Raw genomic sequence first — 24709 nt, forward strand, 5'->3', positions numbered from 1 at the left:
TTAAGACTACTCGCTGACGCTCAGCGTGGAGGGGTAGGTCTCCGCTACGGACTCGGCCCGCACCGGCATGTGCCCCATATTTCCGGGCAGCTCATCCATCGCCACGGCAATCGAGCGCCCCAGCACCGGATCCTGTAGCCCGAAAAGCTCCTGAATCACGGTTTCATAGGTGACGGTGCCCGAGCGGGCTGCCAGCTGCTTCACCCGCACCGTGGGCTGATGCAGCAGCTTATCGACGATGCGTCGCACGGTGCGATTGACCTCATTGCGGTCGGTATCCTCCATGCCTGGGGTACGCCGCAGCAGCTGCCCCATCTCGGCCTCCACCAGCTCGGCAGCGTGCTTCCGCAGCGCCGAGACCGCGGGAGCCACCTCGCGAACGCGTTGCTGGGAGGTGAACTGCTCGAGGGCATCGCGCACAATGCGCAGCGACTCGGCGTGCACCTGCGAGGTCTCGCCATCGGCATGCTCGTGCAGCTTCTCGATATTGATCAGGTGGCAGCCAGCGCATTCATCGATAGCATCGTCCAGATCGCGCGGGAGGGAGAGATCCACGGCCACGAGACCGGGATGGTCGGCGGGGATGTCGCTGGCGTTGATGGTGAAGCCATCGGCGCCGGTCGCAGAGACCACCATGGACACCTCGTTGAGCACCGATGCCCGATCTTCGTAGCGGATCGCTTGGGCGTTCACCCCTGCTTCGAGGGCGTGCGCCACCAGATTCTGCGCCCGCTCGTAGGTGCGGTTACTCACGATGAGCCGCTCTACCCCCATACGGCCCACATGAGTGGACGCCAGCGAGGCCATCGCCCCCGCGCCGAGCACAAGGACGCTAACCCCCTTCAGGGGGAGGCCCTCCTCCTCGCGGCCCATCTCGGCCACCGCCTGCTGAAGGGCGAAGGAGACCATGGATGCCCCCGCCTCATCAATGGCGGTCTCGGTGTGGACGCGCTTGCCGGTGTGCAGGGCTGTCTGGGTCAGAGAGTGCAGGGCAGGGCCGGCAGTGGCTGACTTCGAGGCGAGCTGGTAGGCGTGACGCACCTGCCCGATGATCTGCTGCTCCCCCACCACCATGGAATCCAATCCGGCGGTAACCATGAGCATGTGCTCGGCCGCAGCGTCGGCATAACGCACATAGAGCTTGGCGCGCAGCGTATCGATGTCTACCCCACTGTATTCGTGCAGGACATCCACCACTTCGTGGACTCCGGCGTGGAACGAGGAGGTGACACAGTACACCTCTACTCGGTTGCAGGTAGAGACAATGAGGGCCTCGGTGAGCGAGGGGCGGGTAATCAGAGTCGACGCAACGCGAATCGCTGCATCATCATCCATGCTGAGCTGTTCAAGCAACGACACAGGTGCCGACCGGTGGGACATTCCCACAACTAGCACGCTCATTGAAATAGCTCACCGCTTCCTCATCAGTCACATTAAAGGCTGATAAGAACGCTAGTCTGCTTTCACCTTCAAGCCAACAAAGTGTTGGCTAACTCGTCGCTGTCTACTTCCCAGCACGCGAACTCCTCATCGTCCACCACAACCACCGGCACACGGTCGCCAAACTCCATGGCAAGCTCGGGGTCCTCATCCACATCCCGCACCTGCCATGCCGCGCCAGCGGCGCGCACGATGGGCTCGATTTGCGTGGCGACGCGAACACAGGATCCACAACCGGCACGGACCATAAGTTCAACGCTGTGGGTGGGCATAGAGAATCGGTGCCTCCATCCTCGAAGTGATTATTAAGACGGCGAGCTGCGCCCTAACCTTATACGATGGCAAGGGCCCCACTTTCGGGCGTGCCTATCAGCTCTAGCCCCTACCCGGAAAGCCACTGAATAATCGCCGTGAACTCCAACAACGTTCCCCTCGGCCCCTTCGATGGGCCTAACTCGCCCTCGGAATTTCTGGCGGCGTGGTCCACCTCGCGCGGGAACCTGCGCCACTTCTTTGAAGATCGCGCCCTCCCGCCGATTGATGAGCAGTCCCAGCGTGCCGCCGGCGAGGCCGCAGTGGCCGAGGCCTTTGGCCTCGACCCCGCCGACTTTGACTCGGGCATGACCAGCGTCTCCGGCGCCTTCGAGGCAGCATCCGCTCGGTCGGTCACGACTCCAGACCCAGAAATCCCTCAAGATCATGCTGCGGCAGCCTTTTTCGACGTGGACAACACCTTGATCCAGGGCGCCTCCATCATCGTGCTCGCCATGGGGCTGGCGAGGAAGAAGTATTTTAAATTCTCTGAGATCGCACCGGTGGCCTATAAGCAGCTGAAGTTCCGCCTCAGCGGCTCCGAGAACGCCAATGATGTGGCCGAGGGCCGCCAGCAGGCACTGGAGTTTATTAAGGGGCGCGATGTCAATGAGCTCGTGGAGCTCTGCGAGGACATCGTGGAGACCCACATGTCGGAGAAGATCTGGCCTGGCACCAAGGAGCTCGCCGAGATGCACCTCAACGCCGGCCAGCAGGTGTGGCTGGTCTCCGCCACCCCCGTGCAGTTGGCGCAGATCTTGGCCCGCCAATTCGGCTTCACGGGGGCCTTGGGCACCGTGGCCGAGGTAAAGGACGGTAAGTTCACCGGCCGCCTCGTGGGCGATATCCTGCACGGCTCTGGCAAGCGCCACGCGGTGGCCGCGCTCGCTGCCGTAGAACAGCTCGACCTGCAACGCTGCACGGCCTATTCCGATTCCATTAATGATCTGCCCATGCTGTCCATGGTGGGCACTGCAGTGGCCGTCAATCCCGACGCCAAACTCCGCAAGACTGCCCTACAGCGCGGTTGGGAAGTGCGCGACTATCGCAATGTGCGCAAGGCCGTGCGCAAGTTTGGCCTGCCCGCCATCATCACCGCCGCGTTCTCCACCGGTGCCTGGCGCTACTTGGGCAAGTCCAAGAAAAAGAACTAAAAATCGCCCAGACAATAAAAACACACCGCCAAGCAGTAGATAACCTCTACTGTGGCGGTGTGTGAGCTGGCCCTAGAGTGATGCAAAGGGCCGCGCGCATGCGGCTTACTTGCCGAGCTTACGACGCTGAACGCGGGTACGGCGCAGCATCTTACGGTGCTTCTTCTTGGACATGCGCTTGCGGCGCTTCTTGATAACAGAACCCATAGGGCATCCTCACTTACTTAAGATCGTTGTGCGTATATATACATAGTGTGCGCATCCGCGACGGCCGTACAGCAGCAGGCCGCTGCCGAGGCGGACGGACATCGTCAGACGCACCGCCCGGCAAGAGAGTGCCGCCACCCCCGTAGTGGGAGCGGGTGTGATGCCACACGAATGCTAGCAATCATACCTAGAGGGTGAGCGAGGATAAAATTCCCCTCGCTACACCCTGCAGAGCACCCTAGCGCAATAACCAGCCCGCACATGTGCACCCCAGCCTACCGACTGTGGCGCGGGAGCATGTTTTAGCCGGCGTCGTAGAACGACGCCTCGAGGTACTCATTCACGGCCTTCTCATGAACTCGGAAGGAGCGCCCCACCCGCACGGCGGGCAGCTCGCTGGAGTGGATGAGTCGATACACCGTCATCTTGGATACGCGCATGATGTCAGCGACTTCTGCGACGGTCAAGAAGGTGCCATTGTCCTCGTGTGCCATAGTGTTAAACCCTTCATAACGCGAACGCGCTGCAGGCTTCCCCTCCTGCAGATGGAGACACGATCGTGTTCGAGAACAGCTTAGCGTTAATGTTGTTACGAATGCGAGCTGGTGGGATGGAGTTTATCTCAGCTGTCACATGAGTCAGGTGGGAAAATACATGCACGTGAGTTGCATCGCCTCACCCTTTCTCTACCGGATTCCTCATTTGCCCAGTTGAAACCCCGTGTTCCAATCTCAGGGGCGGCTCGCGGGGCCTCTCCCACCATTGATCGCCGCCACTATCAGCGGCACGTGAGGCGACCCCACAAAAAAGAAGCACCCCACCCATCGGCGGGGTGAAGTGCTACTTAAGGGTTTGTTGCGAACCGGTTTAGGACAGCTCTGCGGAACGCTTCGCGCAGGCTTCCATCGCCCGATAAAACGCGCCCCGGAATCCGGATTCCTCGAGGGAACGGATGGCAGCGGCAGTGGTGCCGGCCGGGGAGGAGACGGAGGCACGCAGCTCCACAGGAGATTTGCTGCCTTCCTTGAGCATGGCGGCTGCGCCATCGATGGCGTTCACGGCCAGCTGCTCCGCAAGCTCCCGCTTCAGGCCCAGCTGCACCCCGGCGTCGGTCATGGCCTCGGCCATGAGGAACACATAGGCCGGGGAGGATCCGGACATCGCCGTCACCACGTCAATATCCGACTCACGCACCCGCACCACCTCGCCCACGGCGGACAAGAGCTCGGCGACGGTGTCCATCTCGACATCGCCGGCGAAACGCCCCGCCGCCATGGCGGAGACGCCCTTGCCTACGAACATGGGCGTATTGGGCATCACGCGGACCAGCGGCGTGCCGGCGGAGACCACCTCCTCCATGGCTGCCAGGGAGATGCCTGCGGCCATGGACACCACGATCGCGTCCTCGGTGTTCTCATTGAGAGAATCGGAGATTTCCTCGAGCACATCCACGATCATGTAGGGCTTGACCGCCAAGAACACCACGTCCACGCCCTCAACGGCCTGGTAGTTATCGACGTAGTCGTTGATCTCGAAGCGCTCCGCAAGTTCGCGTCCGCGCTCCTCACGGCGGTTGGACACGTTGATATCCTGCGGGCGGATACCACCGGCAATGAGCCCAGAAATGAGGGCCTCACCGATGTTTCCGCCACCAATCACTGCAATCTTGGTCATATCACCACTGTGCCAGATGTAGCTGGCAGCGCAAGAAAGAACCCCCGCCGGATTATCTCCATAGCGGGGGTGTTTCCTAGCCGGTGGCGGTTAGAGCCCGGCGATGAGCGAGGGGCCGAAGGTGAGAACCAGTCCGACCACCGCGGCAAGCAGCATGGTGAGCTTGTCGCGGTCGGTGCGCATCGCGTGCACGATACCGACGATGCCGCCGGTTACGGCCAGCGCCAGCACGCCGGTGATGAGGCTGCTGAAGTTGGCCCACAGCAATTCAAAGCCCTTGAAGATCGCGATACCAATCACCACAGCCACCACGGTCATACCGATGATGGCGGGGATGGACATCGAGCGCTCGGATTCTTCCTCCGCAGCCGCCTCGGGGGTCTCGGCGGCTTGCGCGTCGGGGTGCATGGCCGGCTGGCTCGGCTCGGCCATATAGGGGGCCACGCGCTGCTTCTGCTCGCCGGTGTGCTCATCGCGGACCGCCTCGAGGGTGGCGGTCGGCGGCTCATCGCTGCGGCTGCCCTCGGATTCCGGCGAACGCTCGATGGATTCCACCGGCTCCGGCGCGGTCTCGGGCTGCGGTGCAGCGGCTCCTGGCTGCTCCGCTGCCGCGGACGCCTGCGCAGGGCTCACGGCCTTGAAGGTATCGGTGGTCAGACGCGGCTCTTCGCCCTCGTGGACCACGTCGAGCACCATGGTCTCGTCCTTGTCCTTCGCCGCAGTACCGCGCGACACGCGGTTGAGCTTCGGACTAAAGCCCTCGGGTTTCTGCTTCTCGACCGGGGCGCTCGCAGGCTTATCGACGCTCTCCTGCTGCTGCGCAGCCGGCTGCTCCGGAGCAGGCGTCGCTGCCTCGGGGGAGGGTTCGGCCGTGCGGGCGGTGTTTTCCGCGTCGATCGGCTGAGACGTGTGTTTGGGCTGCTCGGGGGTTTTATCTACCTTCGGGATCGAACCGGTGAGCTCGGCAACGGACACACCGCCCTCTTCGAGGCTGCGGCGGCGCCGGCGACGCTTACGCGGAGCCTGATCGCCGTTCTCCTTGGATGCGCGGGCTAAGAGCTCTGCGACTGTCAGCTGTTGGTCGCTCATACTCGCTTCCTTTCCTAGTCCAATCCCTTATCAATTCGTCTAAGGATAACCCCTTCACGCAGCGCCCATGGGCAAATCTCGATTTTTTCGAGTCCAAGGGCGCGCATGCTTGCCTCTGCAACGAGGGCGCCGGCGACGATTTGATGGGAACGGTCCGAGCTTACTCCTTCGAGCTCTGCTCGGTCACTAGCTGTCATGCGGGAAATAAATGCGATCAGCTGGCGCAAGCCCGGCGCGGTGAGGGTGCGCTTGACGCGCGGCCCCGCCGAGGAGGGTGCAGCACCGGTGAGACGAGCCAAGGTGCGGAACGTTTTGCTCGTGCCCACAGCCAGATCGGCGTGGCCACAGTTCTTCAACTGCTGAGCGGGTTCCGCAAGTTCGGCGTCGATGTAATCGCGAAGAATATTGATCTTCTTTCGCGAGGGCGGATCCGTGTCGAACCACTTATGAGTGAGCCGGCCCGCACCGAGATCAAGCGAGAATGCTTTCTCCGGATGCTCGTCGGTACCGGTGGAGAGCTCGAGGGAGCCACCGCCAATATCAAGATTGATGATGCGGCCGGCAGACCAGCCGTACCAGCGTCGTACCGCAAGGAAGGTCAATACTGCTTCCTCTTCGCCGGTGAGAACCTCGAGCTTGATGCCCGCTTCTTTCTCAACGCGATCCAGAACCTTCTTTTGGTTCGTGGCGGAACGCACCGCAGAGGTGGCGAAAGCCATCACCTCATCACACCGTAGTGTGTCGGCGAGATCTCTCGCCTCTGCCACATTCTTGATCAGCTTCGACTGTCCCTTGTCATTGAGGGCGCCGTCTGCGTCCAGGAATTCCACGAGTTTCATCGTGGTCTTCCAATCGCTCATGGGGGTGGGATGTCCACCCGAGCGCGCATCGACTGCCACCAAATGGACAGTGTTGCTGCCAACGTCCAATACACCTAATCGCACAACTTTAGGGTAGCGGGTCTAAGTTGGAAAAGTGTGAACACCCCGCATGAGACGTCGACATTTCTTGGCTTTCCCGCGACATCCCCCGCCGGCCGATCCATTCGCGCGGGCCGCGAATTGCCCCCTGACTTTCCGCGGCAATGGCTGGAATTTCACAATCCTGAGGACCCGAATCACCTGTTCAGCGTGGACATCACGTGGCTGACTTCCCGCTGGCGCTGCCATTTCGGTCAGCCCGAATGCCTCGGGATTGACGAAAACAACCGAGTAGTGGGCTGTTGCAATCATGGGGCTTTTCTCACAGACGAGTCCGATCAGGATCTGCTCTACAATTCCGTGGCCGAGATGCCCGCGCATTTTTGGCAGCTACGCCCCACGGAGGTCGATGACTACATCGCCGCCGCCGATGCCACCGAGATCGAGCCCTGGCTGGAATGGGATGAGCTAGAAAACGAGGACGGGGAGATGGAGCCGGCGCTGAAGACGAAGCTTGTCGACGGCGCCTGCATCTTTGCCAACCGCAACGGACACGGCACGGGCCCCGGTTGTGCTCTTCACCAATATGCGGTGGCCAGCGGCCAGGACATCACCGAGATCAAGCCGGAAGTGTGTTGGCTGGTGCCTTTGCGCCGCGAAGAGGAATGGACCGTGCGCGCCGATGGCGCCGATATTTTGAAAACCACCATTTCCGAGTATGAGCGGCGAGCATGGGGAAATGGTGGCGAGGACTTCGATTGGTGGTGCACCTCCGCCTCCTCCTGCCACACCAGCGAGATACCGATGTGGCAAAGCTATGAGACGGAGCTGCGGAAGGTGATGGGCGATGCCGCCTATGAGCGTCTCGTGGAGCTGATCACCCAGGTAGCAGGATCGTCGCTGCAGCACCCAGCCACGGTGGCGGCGAGTGAGCGTCGATAAGCGCCTCAGGCCTCGAACTTATACCCGAGGCCGCGGACGGTCACGAGATATTGGGGCCGGGAGGGCTGCTCCTCGATCTTGGAGCGCAAACGCTTGACATGCACGTCAAGGGTTTTGGTATCGCCCACATAGTCCGCGCCCCACACTCGGTCGATGAGCTGGGAGCGGGTGAGCACGCGGCCCGAATTGCGCAGAAGGTACTCGAGCAGATCGAATTCCTTCAAGGGCAGGGCGATCTCTTCGCCGTCGACGGTGACGGTATGGGATTCCACGTCCATACGCACCCGGCCGCCCTTGAGCACCTGCTCGTCGAACTCCTCCTCCACCGCACGTTCCTTGCTGCGGCGCAGCACCGCGCGAATACGGGCGATGAGCTCCCGAGAAGAATAAGGCTTGGTCACATAGTCATCGGCGCCGAGCTCGAGGCCCACAACCTTATCGATTTCCGAGTCACGGGCGGTGACCATTATCACCGGCACCTGGGAGCTTTGGCGAATCTGCTTACACACATCGGTGCCGGACATTCCAGGAAGCATAAGGTCCAGCAGGACGATATCGATGTCTTTCTTATGAAACTCCACCAGCGCCGAGGGGCCATCGACGGCGGTACTTACCTCGAAGCCCTCCTTCGCCAGCAGAAATGCCAGCGGTTCCGCTAGGGATTCCTCGTCCTCAACAATCAGAATTCGCGTCATGGTTAGTCTGTGCCATCCTTCCGCCTGCTGGCTTCATTGCGCATACCCACATGCGGGGATGCGCTCGTAATTCCCACACGATCCATCAAGCTTTCCTGCCGCGCAGCCGGATGCTTCTCGGCATTGCGGTGCCCACGTCCCCCGCCGAGGGGGCGGAGGGCGCGTCTGGCGCGCTTCGGCGCCGCGACCGAGGTATCGGCGGGAAGTTCTGGGGCCTCAGACGTCAGCGGCTGAGCCTCATTCGCTTCTTGAACATCGAAGACGGGAAGCTCAAGGGTGAACGTCGAGCCAATATTGGGCTGTGACCACAGTTTAATCGATCCACCGTGGTTTGCGGTGACATGTTTAACAATCGCTAGTCCCAAACCGGTACCTCCCGTCTGGCGCGACCGCGCCTTATCCACGCGGAAGAAACGCTCGAACACGCGCTGCTGATCTTCCTCCGAAATACCAATGCCGCGATCAGTCACCCGCACCTGCACGGTCTTCTCTCCGCTGGGGGAATGCACCACCTTTTGGGAGATGGTCACGGGAGTGGACTCCGGCGAATAGTTGATGGCGTTGATAATCAGATTGGTAATAGCGGTGATCAACAGCGTGCTATCGCCGCGCACCTGCACCCCGGAGGGCGTATCGCGAATGATCTCTATGCCGGCGGTCTCGGCCGTCAACTTATTGCGACTAACCGCCTCGTCAATCACCTCATCCACCGAGACCGGCTTCATCGCGGGCAGCTTCTCTGCGCCCTGCAGCTTCGACAAAGCGATCAGCTCATTAATCAACGAGGACATGCGGTGCGCCTCGTTGAGCAGCCGCTCGCCGAAGTGCATCACGGACTCGGGATCATCCGCCGAGTTCAGCAGCACCTCCGCCAACAGGGCCATACCCCCCACCGGGGTTTTGAGCTCATGAGAGACATTGGCCACGAAATCGCGGCGCGCCGATTCCATGCGCACATGCTCTGACTCATCGGTGGAATAAACCACGACGAAGCGCTCATCCGTGAGCGTCAGCGGCGCCACCGTGGCATCCACCGCGGAGACGCGGCTGGCGAGCCGGCGGGGCAACTCTAGCGAGACCACCCGGGAGTCTTGATCGGCGAATACCTCTAGCGCGGAGGCCCAGATCTGCTTGTTCACGCTGTGCTCGTGCACAATGCCCATATCGTGTGCGGGCATATTAGAGAGCACAACCGAGCCACTTCGATCGATCACCGCCACACCCGTCGGCGATCCCTGCACCGTCAGGTGCAGTACCTGGGAGATCGTGGTGATGCGGTTATCCGTGATCGTTTCGGCCTCGCGGCGTCGCTGCGCCCAGCGCCGCAGAAAACGCGCAAGCGGCATCATCACGAGAGCCCCCATGGCTCCCACGATGATTCCGACTAAGAACATGTCTCTGGCTTTCTCTCGCCGACGCCGCCGACCAAGCCGGCGGCATGGATAACTCACTGACACCGACCGGAGTAACGGGGCCGGCCGCGGTATCACTGCGAATAATGTGATGGTTCTGTGTCCCACCCAAGCACAGTTTGGGCGATGCCGCTACGCGAGCACACCCGTGGGTGTCACACGCACCGCCTAGGCCTGCTCAGCACACGGAAAAGCCCGCAGTGCGCACGGGACGCACTGCGGGCCTCTTCACTCACCGCGTTATAGGCATACAGCACAGTGAGCTCACTGTGAGCGTGACAGGTTATTTGCCACCCTGGGCAGCCACGGCGGCGGCACCGGCAGCAGCAGCCTCCGGATCCAGGTAGGTGCCACCTGGGTTGAGCACCGTGCCATCGGCATCGAGCTCGTAGACCAGCGGGATACCGGTGGGGATATTCAGCCCAGCGATCTCCTCATCGGAGATCTTGTCCAGGTGCTTGACCAGGGCGCGGAGGGAATTACCGTGCGCGGCGAGCAGGACGGTCTTGCCTTCCTTGGCCTTCGGCAGGATCTCTTCCTCGAAGTAGGGCACGAAGCGCTCGACGACGTCCTTCAGGCACTCCGTCTTCGGCACGGCGGGCAGATCAGCGTAGCGCGGATCCCCGGCCTGGGAGAACTCGGAATCATCGTCCAGCTCCGGCGGCGGGGTGTCATAAGAACGACGCCATGCCATGAACTGCTCGTCACCGTACTTGTCCTTGGTCTCAGCCTTGTTCAGGCCCTGCAGCGCACCGTAGTGGCGCTCGTTGAGACGCCAATCGCGGACTACTGGGATCCAGTGGCGGTCAGCGGCGTTGAGGGCGATATTGGCGGTGTTGATCGCGCGACGCAGCAGCGAGGTGTAGAGCAGATCCGGCAGAACACCCTGCTCCTTGAGCAGCTGTCCACCGCGCTGCGCCTCTTCGCGGCCCTTATCGGTGAGATTGACATCCATCCAGCCGGTGAACTGGTTGGATGCGTTCCATTCACTCTGGCCATGGCGGAGAAGAATTAGCTTTCCAGTCATAACCACCATTGTGCCACGCTCAGGCATCATCGTCTCGCCCTCAAGCTATTGAGTGCCCCACATTCACACATCTCGCTGTGGACTCCGCGAGGCGCGGGACCACCGGCTAGCCATGCGCCTTGCGCGGCGCACACTGATCCACTGGGGAGTTCAACGCCTCGGAATACACGGTCAGTAGCCGCTCCGCCGAGGCCGCCCAGGAGAAGTTCAGGGCATGCTCACGCGCATTCTCTCCCATCTGGATGCGGGTGACATCGTCGCTGACCATCGCGGTGAGGGCCGCTGCCCATTCCGCTACTTCGTGACTATCGGTGAGCAGCCCCGTCTCCCCGTGCCGCACCGCAATCGGCAGACCACCCACGCGGGCCGCCACCACCGGGGTGCCCGTGGCCTGGGCCTCCATCGCTACCAGCCCGAAGGACTCGTTATAGCTCGGCACCGCCACCACATCCGCGGCCTGAAACACCGCGACCAGCTCGGAGGGCGGGCGTGGCTCGAGAAAACGCACCACCCGACCAATCCCCAGGCTATCGGCCAGGCGGTAGTACTCCTCGCCGGTGGCATTCGGCCCCGAGGCCCCGCCGCACACCACCACGCGCACATTCAGCTCCGGATCGCGCTCGAGCATCTGGGCCACAGCCTGCAGCAGAATGTGCGGGCCCTTGAAGCGTTGCAGCCTGCCCACAAAGGCAATCACCTTGGCATTAAAAGGCAATCCCAGTTCCCGGCGCGCCCGCTCGGTGGCTCGATCATTGCCCGGCGTAAATAGCTGCGTGTCCGCCCCCGGATACACGATCTCAATTTTGTCCCGCTCGGCGTCATAGTAGGAGACGAGGTTGTCCTCTTCCTCGAGGGTATTGACCACCAGCTTGTCGGCGTTATCCACGATCTGCTGCTCGCAGATGCGCCGCGCCTCGGATTCCTCGGTGTCATCGGCGCTGCGGTGTGCATTCTTCACCGCGGCGAGGGTGTGCGCCGTGTGGACCAGCGGCACCTCCCAGAGATCCCGAAGCAGCCAGCCCACCTGCCCCGAGAGCCAATAGTGCGAATGAATGAGGTCATAGGAGAGCTTGTGGCAGCGCACAAAAGCCAACATTCCGCCGGCAAAGGCCGCGAGCTGCATCGGCAATTGCTCTTTAGCAAGGCCCTCATAGGGGCCGGCGACGATGTTGATTACTCGAATCCGCGGGCCAACCTGGACGATCTCGCCCTGGCTCGGCCGGTGGGCACGGGTGAAGATATCAACTTCCATGCCTTGATCCGCGAGCGCTTGGGCCGTGGCCAGCACGTAGACGTTCATGCCGCCGGCATCGCCCTGCCCAGGCTGCTGCAACGGAGAGGTATGCATGGAAATCATCGCGATACGCATAGCTGTTTATTCTAGAGCGCTCCTGCCCAGAGCGGACGGGCCCCAGTCGCCGCCAGTCGGCCAGGCCACATGTGCTCTTTTTCACGTCCCCGAGCCACAGCTCCCTACTCTGCGGCAACGGCGCTCTCAGCAGCCAGAATCGCGGCCGCTGTTCGTGTCTGGCCGTCGTGGGCAGGCAGGACAGCGACTGAACAGCATTCAGCGGCGCTGCGGACATGCTGCTCATGACACAATTTCTCGCCTACGGCACCCACCAGCGACTATTGCCTTGACACTGCGGCATCGAGTGCAGCAGTAGGTCCTCATGTGCGCCGCACATAACCCCACAGTTAAGATTTAGATAAGAACGGGCGATGAGCCTCGGCGCAAAAACATGAGGAATTCATCGTTATACTGTTGGCAAACTGACCCTTACACGCCCCAGAAAAGACGTCCGGATCCTCATACGCTTCGACGCCACGCTGATCGAAAGGCGAGTTCATCTCCACCATGACCGACAATCCTGAAAACACCACCACACCGGAACCCGGTTCAAAGCCGTGGCTGAAGTATTACGCCGAGTGGACTCCCCACGCCTTAGACTATGGCGAGACCACCCTGCTGGATGTCTACGACAATAACCTCCAGATCAATGGTGGCCGCCCCGCCACCTACTTCTTTGGTAAGTCACTGACCTTCAGCCAGTTCGACACCCAGGTTCGGGCCTGCGCCGCTGGTCTGCGCGCCCTCGGCGTGCGTCCGGGTGACTGCGTCGGCATCATGCTGCCGAACTGTCCGCAGCATCTCATCGCCTTCTACGCGGTACTCAAGCTCGGCGCCACCGTGGTGGAGCACAATCCGCTCTACACCTCGCACGAGCTGGAGCCGCCCTTCGCTGATCATGGCGCCCGAGTGGCAATCTGCTGGGATAAGTCGGCCCATGTGCTGGAATCGCTGCGGGCCTCCACGTCGCTGGAGACGATCGTCTCGGTGAACATGATCAACGCCATGCCGATGGTCAAGCGCGTGGCGTTGCGCGTCCCGCTGCCCTCGCTCATCAAGACCCGCAAGAAGCTCTCCGAGCCGGCACGCAACTCGATTCCGTGGGAGACCCTGCTGGATCCTGTGATCGGCGGCGATGGCGCCGACATCACATCCTGCCCGGACGTCACCCGCGACACCGTGGCCTTGATTCTCTACACCTCGGGCACCACGGGCCGCCCCAAGGGGGCGCAGCTCACCCACGGCAATCTCTTCTCTAACCTGCTGATGGGCAAGCACTGGGTGGAGGGCCTCGGCGATCGCGAGGAGCGCATGCTCGCCGCCCTGCCGATGTTCCACGCCTATGGCATGACGATGGTCGCCACCCTCTCCTTCTTCGTGGGCGCCCAGGTGCTGCTGCTGCCCTCCCCGGATCTCAAGCTGATCATGGAGGTAGTGAAGAAGAAGAAGCCCACCTGGCTGCCGGGTGTTCCCACTCTCTATGAGCGGATCGTGGAGGCCTCGCAGGAAACCGGTATCGATATCAGCTGCTTCCGCAACGCCTTCTCTGGCGCCTCCACCCTGCCCGTGTCTGTGGTCCAGGGCTGGGAGGAACACACCAATGGCCGTCTCGTCGAGGGTTATGGGCTGACCGAGTGCTCGCCGATTCTCATCGGTAATCCGATGACCAGCGACCGCCGTCCCGGCTATGTGGGCATCCCCTTCCCCGACACCGAAATTCGCATCGCCAACCCCGATAACTTGGATGAGACGCAGCCCTATGGTGTCGAGGGCGAGGTGCTGGCGCGTGGCCCCCAAATCTTCCCCGGCTATCTGAAAAACCAAGAGGCCACCGACGCCTCCTTCCACAATGGCTGGTTCCGCACCGGCGACGTGGGACTCATGGAAGAAGACGGCTTCGTCAAGCTCGTTTCTCGTTTGAAGGAGATGATCATCACCGGCGGCTTCAACGTCTACCCGGCGGAAGTCGAGGACGTGCTCCAGAAGCACCCGGATATCACCGACTGCACCGTGGTGGGCATGCCCCGCGGCGACGGTTCTGAGACGGTCACCGCCGCCATCACTCTCTCTGCGGGAGCCACCCTAGATCCGGAGTCCCTCAAGAGCTTCTGCCGCGAGAACCTCACCCGCTACAAGGTGCCCCGCGTGTTCTACCACTTCGAAGAACTTCCCCGCGACCAGCTGGGCAAGATCCGCCGCCGCGACGTGCAGCAGCTCCTCGTCGAGCGCTACGGCAGCGAAAACGAGTATTAGTCCCCACCCGGACACATAACTAGAGCCCGCCCCACAGTATGGGGCGGGCTCTTCTTTTCGGGCCTCACGCGAGGCCGCTGGGCGGCTCGCGCGGAGGGCGATCTGGCCTACTTCCGCACGAGGTGAACCACCGCATTATCGCCGCCGCTGCAGGTGAAACCATCAGCCTTCTGCGGCACGCACTTCATCTCGTACTCCTTATTCGTCACCGGCGAGGTGGCGCGAATCGTGAACACATCGGTGGCATTGGCGTGGGGCACCATCTCCTTGGCCACAGCCTTCGCAAAGGGCTTCGTGGTCACGGAGCTACCGGTGTAGTACTCGAAGGTGTTCGTCGAGCCCGCATAAGTGCCATTGGGGCGGAAATGATCCCGCGGCTCAGTCGTGGTGGAGGGCGATGAGCTCTCAGACGATGAGGGGGAGGAGGACGAACTCGAGCTGCTGGTCTCCGCAGGGGTGCTTTCCTCCTCGGTCACCGTCTCCACCACGGTTTCCACCACGGATTCCTCCTCAGAGCTGCTCCCGACCGCTTGGGTAGGGGTATCGTCCCCGCCACCGCCGCTGAGCACCCGGGCGAGCACCATGGCAGCGCCGACGACACACAGACACAGCACGATCACGCCCGCGATAATGGCGGCGGTCTTTCCCTCGGATTTCTTCGGCTGCTGCTGCGGCTGCTGCTGCGGTGGTGGGCCATAATTCTGCGGCTGACCATAGCCAGCGGCCGCGCCGGCGGGGGCGGCGAAATCCGCATCAGGCGAGTAGGGCTGCTGAATAGGCTGCATGTTCTGAGTGGGCGGATCCGTCTGCCCCTGCCCCGCTTGCCACTGGGGCTCATTGGGGTCGCGGAAAGGGCCGGACTGGTTGCTGGGGTTGCCAGTATTCGTCATCGATGCTCACTCACTTCTTGTGTCACGGCCGTACACGCCGCGTCGTAGATTGTCGGGGCTTGTTCGCTATTCTAAGGTTCCACCCAGACAATAGGGGTGGTTCCGCCTTAATCGAGGCTCACGCCCACCCAGATCGGTTCCGGTTCGAGAGTCACCCCGAGGCGCTCGCGCACCCCGTCACGCACCTCGCGGGCCAGTGCCACTAGGTCCGCCGAGGTGGCCGCACCACGATTGGTCAGCGCCAGGGTGTGCTTCGTCGACAGCCGCGCAGGCGCGTCCGGGCCGGGGTGGCCGCGGTGGAAGCCGGCACGCTCAATTAGCCAGGCCGCGGAAAGCTTGGCCCGCCCCTCGCCACTGGGGAATACCGGCATCGCGGCGGCCTCCTCCTCACCCACGAGCGCCGCCACATTGGCGCGTACCGTGTCCACATCGGCAGCGTCGATGATGGGGTTGGTAAAGAAGGATCCGGCGGAGTAGGTGTCGGGGTCGGCGTCGTCAAGCACCATGCCCTTGCCGCGTCGCAGCGCGAGCACAGCCTCACGCACGGTGGCGGCGGCGCGACGCGGGGTGTCTTCCTCCGCAGATACCCCGAGTTCGCGGGCGAGCTGCCCGAAGCGCAGCGGCGCCGACAGGCCATCGGTGCGGAGCTGGAATTCTACGGCCAGCACGAGGCCGCGCTGGGTGAACTTCAGGTTGGAGTAGCGATAGGACATCTCGAGGGCACTGGCGTCTACCCACTGCTCGGTGTCGGTGCTGCGGTCGTAGAGGTACACGCGGGTGAGCACATCGGCGATCTCCACGCCATAGGCGCCCACATTTTGCACCGGCGTAGCCCCGGCCGAGCCGGGGATGCCGGACAAGCACTCGATGCCGCCCAAGCCGGCCTCGACGCTGGCGGCGACCACATCGTCCCATACCGCGCCGGCCTCGGCCTGCAGCAGGCCGCTGTCGGCGTCCACCGTGATCGCGCGGAAATTTAAGACCAGGGCCACCAACTCGAGGGGGCCGTCTGCCACCACGAGGTTGGAGCCGCCGCCGATGGGCAGCACGGGCACGCTGGCGGCGTCGCACAGCTGGATTGCCTCTATCGCGGCCGCGGGAGTATCCGCCACGGCGGTGAGGCGCGGCTGCCCGCCGAGTCGGAGTGTGGTGAGATCCGCCAACGCTATGTCTTGGAGCGAAAGGCCCTCACACGCAGCAAGTTTCGATGCCAACTGGGAGTAATTAGGGGTGAAAGTCGAGTCGTCCACCCTTCTAACGGTAGTCTTATTGCCATGGCTACTCGTACAACTACCACCGTGACCATTAATTTCCCGCCCGCAGACGTCTACGCTGCGTTTGCAAACAAGGCGTATTGGGATCACAACACCGCCACCCTCTCCCCCGAGCCGGGCGAGGTGCACGAGTTCACTGCCGACGATAACGGCGCCAAGGCTGTGCTCTTCGAGGTCATGCCCACCGACATGCTGCCCGAGGCCGTCAGCGCCATGATCAGCCAGGCACTCAAGATCAAGCGCGTGGTTAACTACACGGCTCTCGAGGGCACCTCCACCGAGGGTTCTTATACCGCTGATGTGAAGGGCGCCCCGGTGGACTTCGAGGGCGAGATCGCCCTGAGCGGCGATGACTCCTCCACCACCCTCACCTACAACAACGTCATTACCGTGGACATCCCCTTCATGGGCCCGGCCATCGAGCCCAAGGTGGCCGATGCAGTGGGTGAGCTGCTCGCTAACGAGGCGAAGCTCACCGAAGAGTGGATTTCCTCTCACTCCTAGACTGCTCGTGTCGCGACTCTCGCTGCGCGTCGAGGCGCTCTAATATTATGGCCGATCACGCGCATAACCTCGCCTTTTCTTCCCACGCCCTCAGCCGCCCCACGAGCGGACCTGTGGGCGTGGTGACGCGAGGAACCACCGGAGCGAACCGCCTGCGCAAACTCGATCGCTGGTTGCACTACCAGCCCGAGATGCGCAGGCTGTTGCGTTCTGTGGACTCGCCCCTTGCCATCGACCTGGGTTACGGGGCGTCGTTTCGCACCACCTGCGAGTGGGCGCGCTGGCTGCGCCGCACTCGCCCCGATATTGCGGTCGTCGGGCTCGAGATCGAGCCCAGCCGGGTACTACCGCCGCGGGATGGGGTGCGTTTTGAGCTGGGCGGTTTCGAACTCGCCGGCTATCACCCGCATCTGTTGCGGGCCTTTAATGTGCTGCGCCAATACGACGCCGCCCATGTGCCCGAGGTATGGCAGGCGGTGGGCGAACGCCTCGCCGACGGGGGCATGTTTATCGACGGCACCTGCGATGAGCTGGGGCGGCGTAGCTCGTGGGTACTGCTGGATCAGCACGGTCCGCGCACTCTCACCCTGGCCTGGGACCCGCACCATACGCCGCGCCCCTCGCTGGTGGCCGAGCGGCTGCCGAAGATCCTCATCCACCGCAATGTGGCCGGGGAGAGAATCTATGATTTTCTGCGTGCCGCCGACGCCGCCTGGGATCAGGCGGCCGGCTGGTCGAGTTTTGGCCCGCGCATCCGCTGGCGGCACGCGCTGGAGATCCTCGCCACCCAGTATCCGCTGCACGGCTGGCGCCGCGGGGTGCGGGATAATGTGGTGACCGTGGACTTCGCCGCCGTGGCGCCGCGCTAGCGCCCGCCGCCGGCCATAGTTGCCCACTCCCCCGTTTTCGAGCACACTGTTATAGATGTCTGCTTCTCACGGGTCCTCGAAGTCCCCTATGAAAATCGTTATTGGCCTGCTCCTCGCCCTGCTGGTGATCGCGGTGGTGGCCGAGGTAGGAACCCGCTTCTATGTGGGTAAGCGCATTACTGAGGAAGTGCCTGGCTCCTCGGTGAGCTTCGGTGCCTCCCCGCTGCTGCTGGGTGCCGCCACAGGCACCGTCAATCACCTCACCGTCGACACGGAGAACACCCTGGAGATTGTCTCCACCGAGGCGCATCCCACGGAGCCGAGCGTCACCGGCACCCCGAAGGCCACCGTGGACATCGACAAACTCGATATTCGCGGCGAGCGCCTCATGGCCGGCCACTTCGCCGCCGACGCCATCCTGCCCGATGAGTATCTCTTGGCCATGGCGCAGCGCACCAAGGCGGAGCGCAGCGATGGCAACTTCTTCGCCAGCCTCATCGAGGTCACCGATATCGACACCGCCGGCCAGAAGGTGCGGGTGCTCATCAATGATGGCCTCGCCACCCTCACTCTCACCCCACGTGTTGGCTCCAACCAGCTGGAATTTCAGGTGGATAGCATCGAGGTGGGCACCGTGCGGCTTCCCGACGCCTTCTCCGAGGAAATTGGCCGCGCCCTTCAGGTTGCGGTCGCCGAAGCCACGGTGGATCTGACTATCACTGAGGTGGAGGTCGTCGATACTGGCCTGCGCGTAGTCGCTGTGGGCGATAACGTGGATCTCAACAGCCTGCAGGAGCAGCTCTAAATCTCGACCCTGTCTGGGTAGAGTCGCCCGCAGCCGCGCGCCGCGGCGGCGCTGATGACTCCCCGTACCCCCATGGCCCGTGCCTGCTCGGCACGGGCTTCGTGCTGTGTCGGGTCAGAATCTGGGCCGAGTACGATCCACAGTCCAGCGGGCTCCGGAACTGCCTCGGTGAGCAGGGCTACTTCGGAGAAGAAATGGGATTCATCGCCGGCTTGGTCGAGCATCGCCAGCACTCCCTCCGCCCCGGTCTGAACGGCAAGGCGCGCCTCGGAGGCTTTGATCAGCGGGGCGTGGTTGCCGCTCGGCCAGCCAGCCGTGGAGAGCACCGGCACGTCCGCGTGGTGCACTAGGTGCAGCTTGTGCGGGGGAATCACCACCGCGGCAGCGCCCTCCTGTGCTGCCTGCTCCATGCGGGCGCGGATCTGCTCATCTGTCACGCCCGGGTGCAGGGCCATCAACCATGTCATGGCTTCTAAGGCTAGCGGATCGCTTCACACAGGGCGGCTGCTGGGCGGCTAGGTGGCGTCGATAAGCGCCGGCGAGGGCCTTAGTAGTAGTCGCCGTTGAGGATGCTCTTGATCTGGGGGCGTACATCCCACCAGTACACCCCGATGACGACGATGCCGACCCAGGCGAGAATCGGGAAACCGATGAGGGTGGCGAGGGTAGAACCCAGCACCATGCCGAACCATGTCCACTTGTCCTTGCGGCCGGCGGCCTCGAAGGCGTCGGGGCGGGTATTGGCGATCAGTACAGCGCCAAGCGCGCCGGCGATGGCGACCGGCCAGTAGAGGATCATGGTTAACAGCGACATCAGCGGAGCTCCTTAGACAGCGGGCGTCGTGGCACCCACCTTACCGTCTCAGCAGCAAGACACCTCTGGCGGGTGCGGGGAATAAGGGGCGCTTAGAGGGCGCCGAAGAGAAGGTGGGACAGCGAGTAGATAATCAGCCCCGCCAAGGCACCGACGATGGTGCCGTTGAGGCGGATGAACTGCAAATCCTTGCCCACCATGAGTTCGATCTTGTCGCTGGCCTCCTCGGCGTCCCAGCGCTCGATGGTCTCCGAGATGATGGCGGTGATCTCATCTGCGTAGTTATTGGCCAAGAAAGCCGCACCATCGATAATGCGGCGCTCCAGGGAAACACGCATCTGCTCATCCTCGCAGATCCTGTGGCCCCAGTCGCGCGCGAATGCGGTGATCTTGGTGCGCAGCACCGAGCTGGGATCCTCGGCGGCCTCCACAATAGAAGAAGATGCGCCCCGCCAGATGGCGGCGGGGGCGCCCTGGATCGCGCTGGAGCCGAGCACATCGGCCTTCCAGCTCTCCAGCTTGGCGATGGTCTCCGGATCGTGCTGGAGATCATGGGCCAAGCGGGCCACCACCCGCCGCATCTCGCGGCGAGCCTCGTGGTTTTTATCGCGGGCCACCGCGGCCGTCCACGCGGTGAGCTCGCGATAGACCTTGTCCGAGACGAGATCGTTAACAAAACGCGGCGCCCAGCTGGGGGCACGCTCGCCGAGGATGCGGTCGATGAGATCCTCGGAGGCTCGGGCCTTCTCATCTGCCCAGGCGGCGACGGCATCCACCACCGGCTCGGTTTTCCCTTCCTCGATCAGCCCCTCGAGGATGCGGCCAGCCGGTGGCCCCCACTCCGGTTCGGCAAGGCGATCGATGAGGCCGCGCTGGATAATGGCCTCCGCCTCGGCGGGGTCCAACTCCCGCACAATGGCGGCGAGCAAACGGCCGGCCTCGGCGGAGGTGCGCTCCGCATTGCCCTCGGCCACCAGCCACTCGCCGATGCGCTCGGGGATGCGGGCCTGGGAGACCTTCTCTGTAATGAGCTCGGCGTTGAGGAAGTTATCCCCCACGAAGCCCGCCAAGGACTCGCCGATCTGGTCCTTCTTATTGCGCACGATCGCGGTATGCGGGATCGGCAGGTGCAGCGGATGGCGGAAGAGCGCGGTCACCGCGAACCAGTCCGCTAAGCCGCCGATCATGCCGGCCTCGGCGGCGGCGCGCACGAAGCCGACCCACGTGGCGGTCTCGCCTGGCTGGGCTTCCAACCAGCGGCAGAAGAGATACACCACGGTGGCCAGCAGCAGCAGGCCGGTGGCGATGGCCTTGTGTTTGCGCAAGCTGCGGCGGCGCTCGGCCTCAGTCTCTGGAGAGGGGCCGGGAACGGCGAGACGCCCCGGGGTCGGGTCGGCGGCAGTGGACGCGGTAGACTCCGCCTGAGATACAGCGGGGCCGAGTGAGTGTCGTCCCATGGATGTTGTCACTCTCAGCTAGATAATTAGGTGCAGCCTCCACCTCGGATGGGGCGGCGGCTGGGATGAACTGTTGCACTATAGCGCACCTGCTTCGGTGCGAGCGAGATGTGCCCAGCACACACGGTAGTCCTGCGCCACACTCTTCGGGCGCGGACGCGAGCGCGGGTGCGGGCCTAGATCATGGACAGGCCGGTGCTGATGAAACGCAGCCCCACGAGCAGGGTAAGGATGGTGATGAGCACCATGAGAATGATCCAGCGGGTGCGGTTATTCACGGGCACCTCCTCTCCGCTGCACTGGGGAATGACACAACCAAAACCGCCGAGCCAGATCTTCGGGGATCCGACTCGGCGGCTCTGAGTTGAACACGGAGCGCTGACGCTTCACCCGCGCCAGTCAGCTCGCTCCACCCGCCCCGCTATGCGGGGCCGGTGGCGAGGCACTGAACGAGGTTGAGGGGTATGCCAGCGGCCTAGTTGTGGCGTCCTGTGCGCTTGACGTACGCCTTGTAGTCGCGGCGACCGTACTTCACGAGGCCCACTCCGAAGAGCAGCACCGCGAGGGTGGCGATCGCACCAACGAGGACGTAGGTGGAAGCCTCGGGCTGGGAACCCGCCGAGCCTGAAGCCAAGCCGAACAGGATGATGCCGGAGAAAGCGATCGAGGAAAGGATGATGCCCATACCCCACCAAGTGGAGCTCTTGAGCAGCGAGGAGTGCGGTGCCTCCAAGCTCACGGGATCATAGCCCTCGATGTAGTTGTCCTCGATGCGCAGTTCCTTGTCTGAACCCTTCTTCGCAGACATACCCTTGCCTTTCGTTCAAGTTAAGCAAATGTTAAGAATCAGCTTAGTGATCCTTGCCCGAGAATGCAGCTCGGGCGCGCTCATAGTTGATGGATGCCACAGCGGTCAGCGGGATGCTGGCCGGGCACACATCGGCACATTCACCGTACAGCGAGCAGGGGCCGAAGTTGGTCTCCAGCTCGTCGATCATATTGCGGGCGCGGCGGCCGCGCTCTTCCTTGCCGAGAGGCATCATGCGCAGGTGCACCAGCTTGGCGCCGGTGAACAGGTGAGCGGCACCATTCGGGCAGGCGGCCACACAGGCACCACAGCCGATGCAGGCTGCGTGGTCCAGTGCGAACTCGTTGTCCTCATAGTTCATGTGCATGGTGTCAGCGTCCGGCGCGGTACCCGCGTTGACGGTGACATAGCCACCCTTTTGCATGACGCGGTCAAGGGCGGAGCGGTCAATAACCATGTCCTTGATCACGGGGTAGGCGGCGGAGCGCATCGGCTCGATCTGCAGCTTGTCGCCGTCCTTGAAGTCCATCAGGCGCTGCTGGCAGGCCGGAGTGTTCTTCAGGGGGCCGTGCGGACGGCCATTGACCATCACGCCACAGGTTCCGCAGATACCCTCGCGGCAGTCAGAAGCGAAGGCGAAAGGCTCTTTGCCCTCTTCAACGTACTGGGAGTTGACGTGGTCGAGCAGCTCGAGGACCGACATCTGCGGTACAGCGTCCGGAACCTCGACAGGCTCGTAATGTCCCTCGGTGTTTGGGCCAGCTTGGCGCCAAATCTCTAGATGCAGTTTCATTACTTGTAATTCCTTGTCATCAGCGGAACGGCTTCGAAGTACAGCGGTTCGGCGTGGCGGATGAACTTACCCTCGCCGGCGGGCTCCCATGCGGAGACGAAGCACCAGTGCTCGTCGTCACGGCGGGCCTCGCCGTCTTCGGTGAGGTGATCCTCGCGGTAGTGCGCACCGCAGGACTCGTCGCGGTCAAGAGCATCAACGCACATGAGCTCGCCCAGGTCGATGTAGTCGGCCACGCGCAGGCCGTACTCCAGCACTTGGTTCATCTCATCGGCCTTGCCGGGGATGTTGACGTTGGCCCAGAAGTCCTTGCGGAGGGCGCGGATCTTCTCGATGCCATCAGCCAGGTCCTTCTCGTTACGGGACACGCCACAAGAGAAGTACAGGATCTCACCGAGCTGACGGTGGAAGTACTCCGGACCGTGGTCGCCCTTGACGTTCATCAGCGTGGAAATGCGGTCCTTCGCGCGCTGTACGGCGGCCTTGGCCTCCGGGGAGTCCTCGGAGAGGACTTCCTTGCCCAAGTGCTCGCCGAGGTAGTTCGGCACAGTGAACGGAATGGTGAACCAGCCGTCCACAGATGCCGAGAGCAGCGAGTTCGCGCCGAGGCGATTCGCGCCGTGGTAGGTCCAGCCGCACTCACCGGCGGCGAAGAGACCGTCCACGGAGGTCATCAGGTTGAAGTCGGTCCACAGGCCACCCATGGTGAAGTGGCAGGTGGGAGCAATACGCATCGGCACCTTGTAGGGGTTCTCGCCGGTGGCCTCTTCATACATGGTGAAGAGGTTGCCGTAACGAGCACGGATCTTGTCCTCGCCGAGACGCTGGATGGCGTCGCGGAAGTCTAGGTATGCCGAGTTGTGCAGCGGCCCAACGCCGAGGCCCTTGTTGATCTGCTGGGAGATCGCACGGGAAGCGACGTCGCGAGGCACGAGGTTACCGAATGCCGGGTAGCGGCGCTCGAGGAAGTAGTCGCGCTCCTCCTCGGGGATGCTATTGGCGTCACGGTCGTCCTTCTCTACCACCGGGGACCAGATCCGGCCGTCGTTACGCAGCGACTCCGACATCAGGATGGTCTTGGACTGCCAGTGCGAGTTGACGGGCAGGCCGGTCGGGTGGAACTGGATGAAGGACGGGGAAGCCAAGTAGGCGCCCGCATCGTAGGCACGCATCATGGCGGATGCGTTGGAGTTCTTTGCCAGCGTGGACATGTGGTAGACGTTGCCGTAACCACCGGTGGCCAGTACCACAGCGTGGGCGGTGTGGGCCTTGATCTCGCCGGTAATGAGGTTGCGCATGACCACGCCGTCGCAGTGCTTGCCGCCCTCACGCTCGTTGATGATCAGATCCACCATCTCGTTGTGGGTGAAGATCTCAACGGTGCCCTCGTGGATCTGGCGCTGCAGCGCGGATGCAGCGGAGAGCTGCAGCTGCTGGCCTGTTTGACCACGGGTGTAGTAGGTGCGGGAAACCTGCACACCACCGAAGGAACGGGTGGCTAGGGTGCCGCCGTACTCGCGAGCGAAGGGAGCACCGATGGCGCTCATGTGGTCAATCACGCGCACGGACTCATAGGCCAGACGCCAGCAGTCGTGCTCGCGGCAGCGGTAGTCGCCGCCCTTCACGGTGTCCTTGACGTGGCGGTAGGCGCCGTCGTTGTCCACCTTCTTGCCGCGGGCGGAGTTCACACCACCCTGGGCAGCAATGGAGTGCGCACGACGCGGGGCGTCGTGATAAGTGAAGCACTGGACGTTATAACCGAGCTCGCCGAGAGCCGCGGCTGCGCCACCGCCGGAGAGGCCGGTGCCCACCACGATCACGTTGAACTTACGGCGGTTCAGCGGGGAGACCAGGGTCATGTGGTCCTTCTGGTATTCCCACATGTCCTTGGTAGGAACAACGCCGTGCGGTGCCTGGTCATTGAGGACCGAGCCGAGGGTCACACCCTCCACTACGGAGGCAGGAGCCTCGAAGTTGTCGAGGAAGGACGTATCGATTTCTTTACTCATGGAACTTAAC

Annotated in this window: 25 protein-coding genes; 6 read left to right on the forward strand and 19 right to left on the reverse strand. The window is 62.8% G+C overall.

What is annotated here, in order from left to right; all coding sequences use genetic code 11:
* Positions 1 to 6: 6 nt before the first annotated feature.
* Both GBB18_RS08450 and GBB18_RS08455 read right to left on the reverse strand, forming a co-directional pair.
* Positions 7 to 1401 carry a glutamyl-tRNA reductase gene (locus GBB18_RS08450; protein WP_151641387.1) on the reverse strand — a complete coding sequence of 465 codons (1395 nt, stop codon included), beginning with the start codon at positions 1399 to 1401 and terminating at the stop codon, positions 7 to 9.
* Between the two features lie 68 nt (positions 1402 to 1469).
* Positions 1470 to 1712, reverse strand: coding sequence for a glutaredoxin family protein (locus GBB18_RS08455; RefSeq protein WP_151641388.1), 243 nt, complete (start codon positions 1710 to 1712; stop codon positions 1470 to 1472).
* 138 nt (positions 1713 to 1850) lie between these two features.
* Between GBB18_RS08455 and GBB18_RS08460 the strand changes: the two genes are divergently transcribed.
* Entirely contained in the window at positions 1851 to 2906 is a 1056-nt protein-coding gene (locus GBB18_RS08460) for an HAD family phosphatase (RefSeq protein ID WP_151641389.1), read from the forward strand.
* 105 nt (positions 2907 to 3011) lie between these two features.
* Here GBB18_RS08460 and GBB18_RS08465 read toward each other — a convergent pair whose 3' ends face one another.
* From GBB18_RS08465 to GBB18_RS08485, 5 genes are all read right to left on the reverse strand, one after another.
* Positions 3012 to 3113: a 30S ribosomal protein bS22 gene (locus GBB18_RS08465; protein ID WP_003855542.1), complete on the reverse strand. Its 102-nt coding sequence runs from the start codon at positions 3111 to 3113 to the stop codon at positions 3012 to 3014.
* Between the two features lie 302 nt (positions 3114 to 3415).
* A complete protein-coding gene (locus GBB18_RS08470; RefSeq protein ID WP_018019464.1) occupies positions 3416 to 3607 on the reverse strand; it encodes a helix-turn-helix domain-containing protein in 192 nt (63 codons plus the stop codon).
* A 373-nt stretch (positions 3608 to 3980) separates the two neighbouring features.
* The gene (gene proC, locus GBB18_RS08475) at positions 3981 to 4787 is read right to left on the reverse strand and encodes a pyrroline-5-carboxylate reductase (protein ID WP_151549581.1); all 807 of its coding nucleotides are present in this window, start codon (positions 4785 to 4787) and stop codon (positions 3981 to 3983) included.
* Positions 4788 to 4877: 90 nt separating this feature from the next.
* Entirely contained in the window at positions 4878 to 5876 is a 999-nt protein-coding gene (locus GBB18_RS08480) for a hypothetical protein (RefSeq protein WP_151641390.1), read from the reverse strand.
* A 14-nt stretch (positions 5877 to 5890) separates the two neighbouring features.
* Positions 5891 to 6820, reverse strand: coding sequence for a Ppx/GppA phosphatase family protein (locus tag GBB18_RS08485; protein WP_151549583.1), 930 nt, complete (start codon positions 6818 to 6820; stop codon positions 5891 to 5893).
* Between the two features lie 33 nt (positions 6821 to 6853).
* On the opposite strand from GBB18_RS08485, the gene GBB18_RS08490 reads away from it, so the two are divergent.
* Complete coding sequence (locus tag GBB18_RS08490) at positions 6854 to 7738, forward strand: hypothetical protein (protein ID WP_151641391.1); 885 nt, start codon at positions 6854 to 6856, stop codon at positions 7736 to 7738.
* A gap of 5 nt (positions 7739 to 7743) precedes the next feature.
* Here GBB18_RS08490 and GBB18_RS08495 read toward each other — a convergent pair whose 3' ends face one another.
* The 4 genes from GBB18_RS08495 to mshA all read right to left on the reverse strand — a co-directional run bounded on the left by GBB18_RS08495 (position 7744) and on the right by mshA (position 12241).
* Complete coding sequence (locus GBB18_RS08495) at positions 7744 to 8433, reverse strand: response regulator transcription factor (RefSeq protein WP_151529294.1); 690 nt, start codon at positions 8431 to 8433, stop codon at positions 7744 to 7746.
* A gap of 2 nt (positions 8434 to 8435) precedes the next feature.
* A complete protein-coding gene (locus GBB18_RS08500) occupies positions 8436 to 9827 on the reverse strand; it encodes an ATP-binding protein (RefSeq protein ID WP_151549586.1) in 1392 nt (463 codons plus the stop codon).
* A 301-nt stretch (positions 9828 to 10128) separates the two neighbouring features.
* Entirely contained in the window at positions 10129 to 10872 is a 744-nt protein-coding gene (locus GBB18_RS08505) for a phosphoglyceromutase (protein ID WP_370513269.1), read from the reverse strand.
* 106 nt (positions 10873 to 10978) lie between these two features.
* The gene (gene mshA / locus GBB18_RS08510; RefSeq protein WP_151549588.1) at positions 10979 to 12241 is read right to left on the reverse strand and encodes a D-inositol-3-phosphate glycosyltransferase; all 1263 of its coding nucleotides are present in this window, start codon (positions 12239 to 12241) and stop codon (positions 10979 to 10981) included.
* Positions 12242 to 12730: 489 nt separating this feature from the next.
* Between mshA and GBB18_RS08515 the strand changes: the two genes are divergently transcribed.
* On the forward strand, positions 12731 to 14476 hold the full coding sequence (locus tag GBB18_RS08515; RefSeq protein ID WP_151549589.1) for a long-chain-fatty-acid--CoA ligase: 1746 nt from the start codon (positions 12731 to 12733) through the stop codon (positions 14474 to 14476).
* Positions 14477 to 14583: 107 nt separating this feature from the next.
* On the opposite strand, the gene GBB18_RS08520 is transcribed toward GBB18_RS08515, so the two are convergent.
* A complete protein-coding gene (locus GBB18_RS08520; RefSeq protein ID WP_151641392.1) occupies positions 14584 to 15366 on the reverse strand; it encodes a hypothetical protein in 783 nt (260 codons plus the stop codon).
* A 107-nt stretch (positions 15367 to 15473) separates the two neighbouring features.
* A complete protein-coding gene (locus tag GBB18_RS08525) occupies positions 15474 to 16616 on the reverse strand; it encodes a UDP-N-acetylmuramate dehydrogenase (protein WP_192795989.1) in 1143 nt (380 codons plus the stop codon).
* A 24-nt stretch (positions 16617 to 16640) separates the two neighbouring features.
* Here GBB18_RS08525 and GBB18_RS08530 point away from each other — a divergent pair, with 24 nt between their 5' ends.
* From GBB18_RS08530 to GBB18_RS08540, 3 genes are read left to right on the forward strand one after another with little or no spacing between them, the layout of a single operon-like run.
* Entirely contained in the window at positions 16641 to 17144 is a 504-nt protein-coding gene (locus GBB18_RS08530; RefSeq protein WP_151529300.1) for a DUF2505 domain-containing protein, read from the forward strand.
* A gap of 47 nt (positions 17145 to 17191) precedes the next feature.
* Positions 17192 to 18013, forward strand: coding sequence for a class I SAM-dependent methyltransferase (locus GBB18_RS08535; protein ID WP_151641393.1), 822 nt, complete (start codon positions 17192 to 17194; stop codon positions 18011 to 18013).
* A 55-nt stretch (positions 18014 to 18068) separates the two neighbouring features.
* Positions 18069 to 18818 (forward strand): DUF2993 domain-containing protein, encoded by a 750-nt coding sequence (locus GBB18_RS08540; protein WP_151641394.1) that lies wholly within the window; start codon positions 18069 to 18071, stop codon positions 18816 to 18818.
* Here the strand turns inward: GBB18_RS08540 and GBB18_RS08545 are convergent.
* The 6 genes from GBB18_RS08545 to GBB18_RS08570 all read right to left on the reverse strand — a co-directional run bounded on the left by GBB18_RS08545 (position 18815) and on the right by GBB18_RS08570 (position 24699).
* Positions 18815 to 19285 (reverse strand): hypothetical protein, encoded by a 471-nt coding sequence (locus tag GBB18_RS08545; protein WP_151549594.1) that lies wholly within the window; start codon positions 19283 to 19285, stop codon positions 18815 to 18817. The two genes, GBB18_RS08540 and GBB18_RS08545, sit on opposite strands and share 4 nt — an antisense overlap.
* Before the next feature lie 80 nt (positions 19286 to 19365).
* Positions 19366 to 19632, reverse strand: a complete 267-nt coding sequence (locus GBB18_RS08550) for a DUF2516 family protein (protein WP_370451579.1) — start codon at positions 19630 to 19632, stop codon at positions 19366 to 19368.
* A 92-nt stretch (positions 19633 to 19724) separates the two neighbouring features.
* Complete coding sequence (locus tag GBB18_RS08555) at positions 19725 to 21089, reverse strand: DUF445 domain-containing protein (RefSeq protein ID WP_151641395.1); 1365 nt, start codon at positions 21087 to 21089, stop codon at positions 19725 to 19727.
* Between the two features lie 475 nt (positions 21090 to 21564).
* Entirely contained in the window at positions 21565 to 21897 is a 333-nt protein-coding gene (locus GBB18_RS08560; protein WP_151549596.1) for a hypothetical protein, read from the reverse strand.
* Positions 21898 to 21940: 43 nt separating this feature from the next.
* Positions 21941 to 22690: a succinate dehydrogenase/fumarate reductase iron-sulfur subunit gene (locus tag GBB18_RS08565; RefSeq protein WP_151549597.1), complete on the reverse strand. Its 750-nt coding sequence runs from the start codon at positions 22688 to 22690 to the stop codon at positions 21941 to 21943.
* Positions 22690 to 24699 carry a fumarate reductase/succinate dehydrogenase flavoprotein subunit gene (locus tag GBB18_RS08570; RefSeq protein WP_151529312.1) on the reverse strand — a complete coding sequence of 670 codons (2010 nt, stop codon included), beginning with the start codon at positions 24697 to 24699 and terminating at the stop codon, positions 22690 to 22692. Before GBB18_RS08570 ends, GBB18_RS08565 begins: the two co-directional genes overlap by 1 nt.
* Between the last annotated feature and the right edge of the window lie 10 nt (positions 24700 to 24709).

The organism is Corynebacterium sp. 11A, from assembly GCF_008930935.1.
GTDB lineage: Bacteria > Actinomycetota > Actinomycetes > Mycobacteriales > Mycobacteriaceae > Corynebacterium > Corynebacterium megadyptis.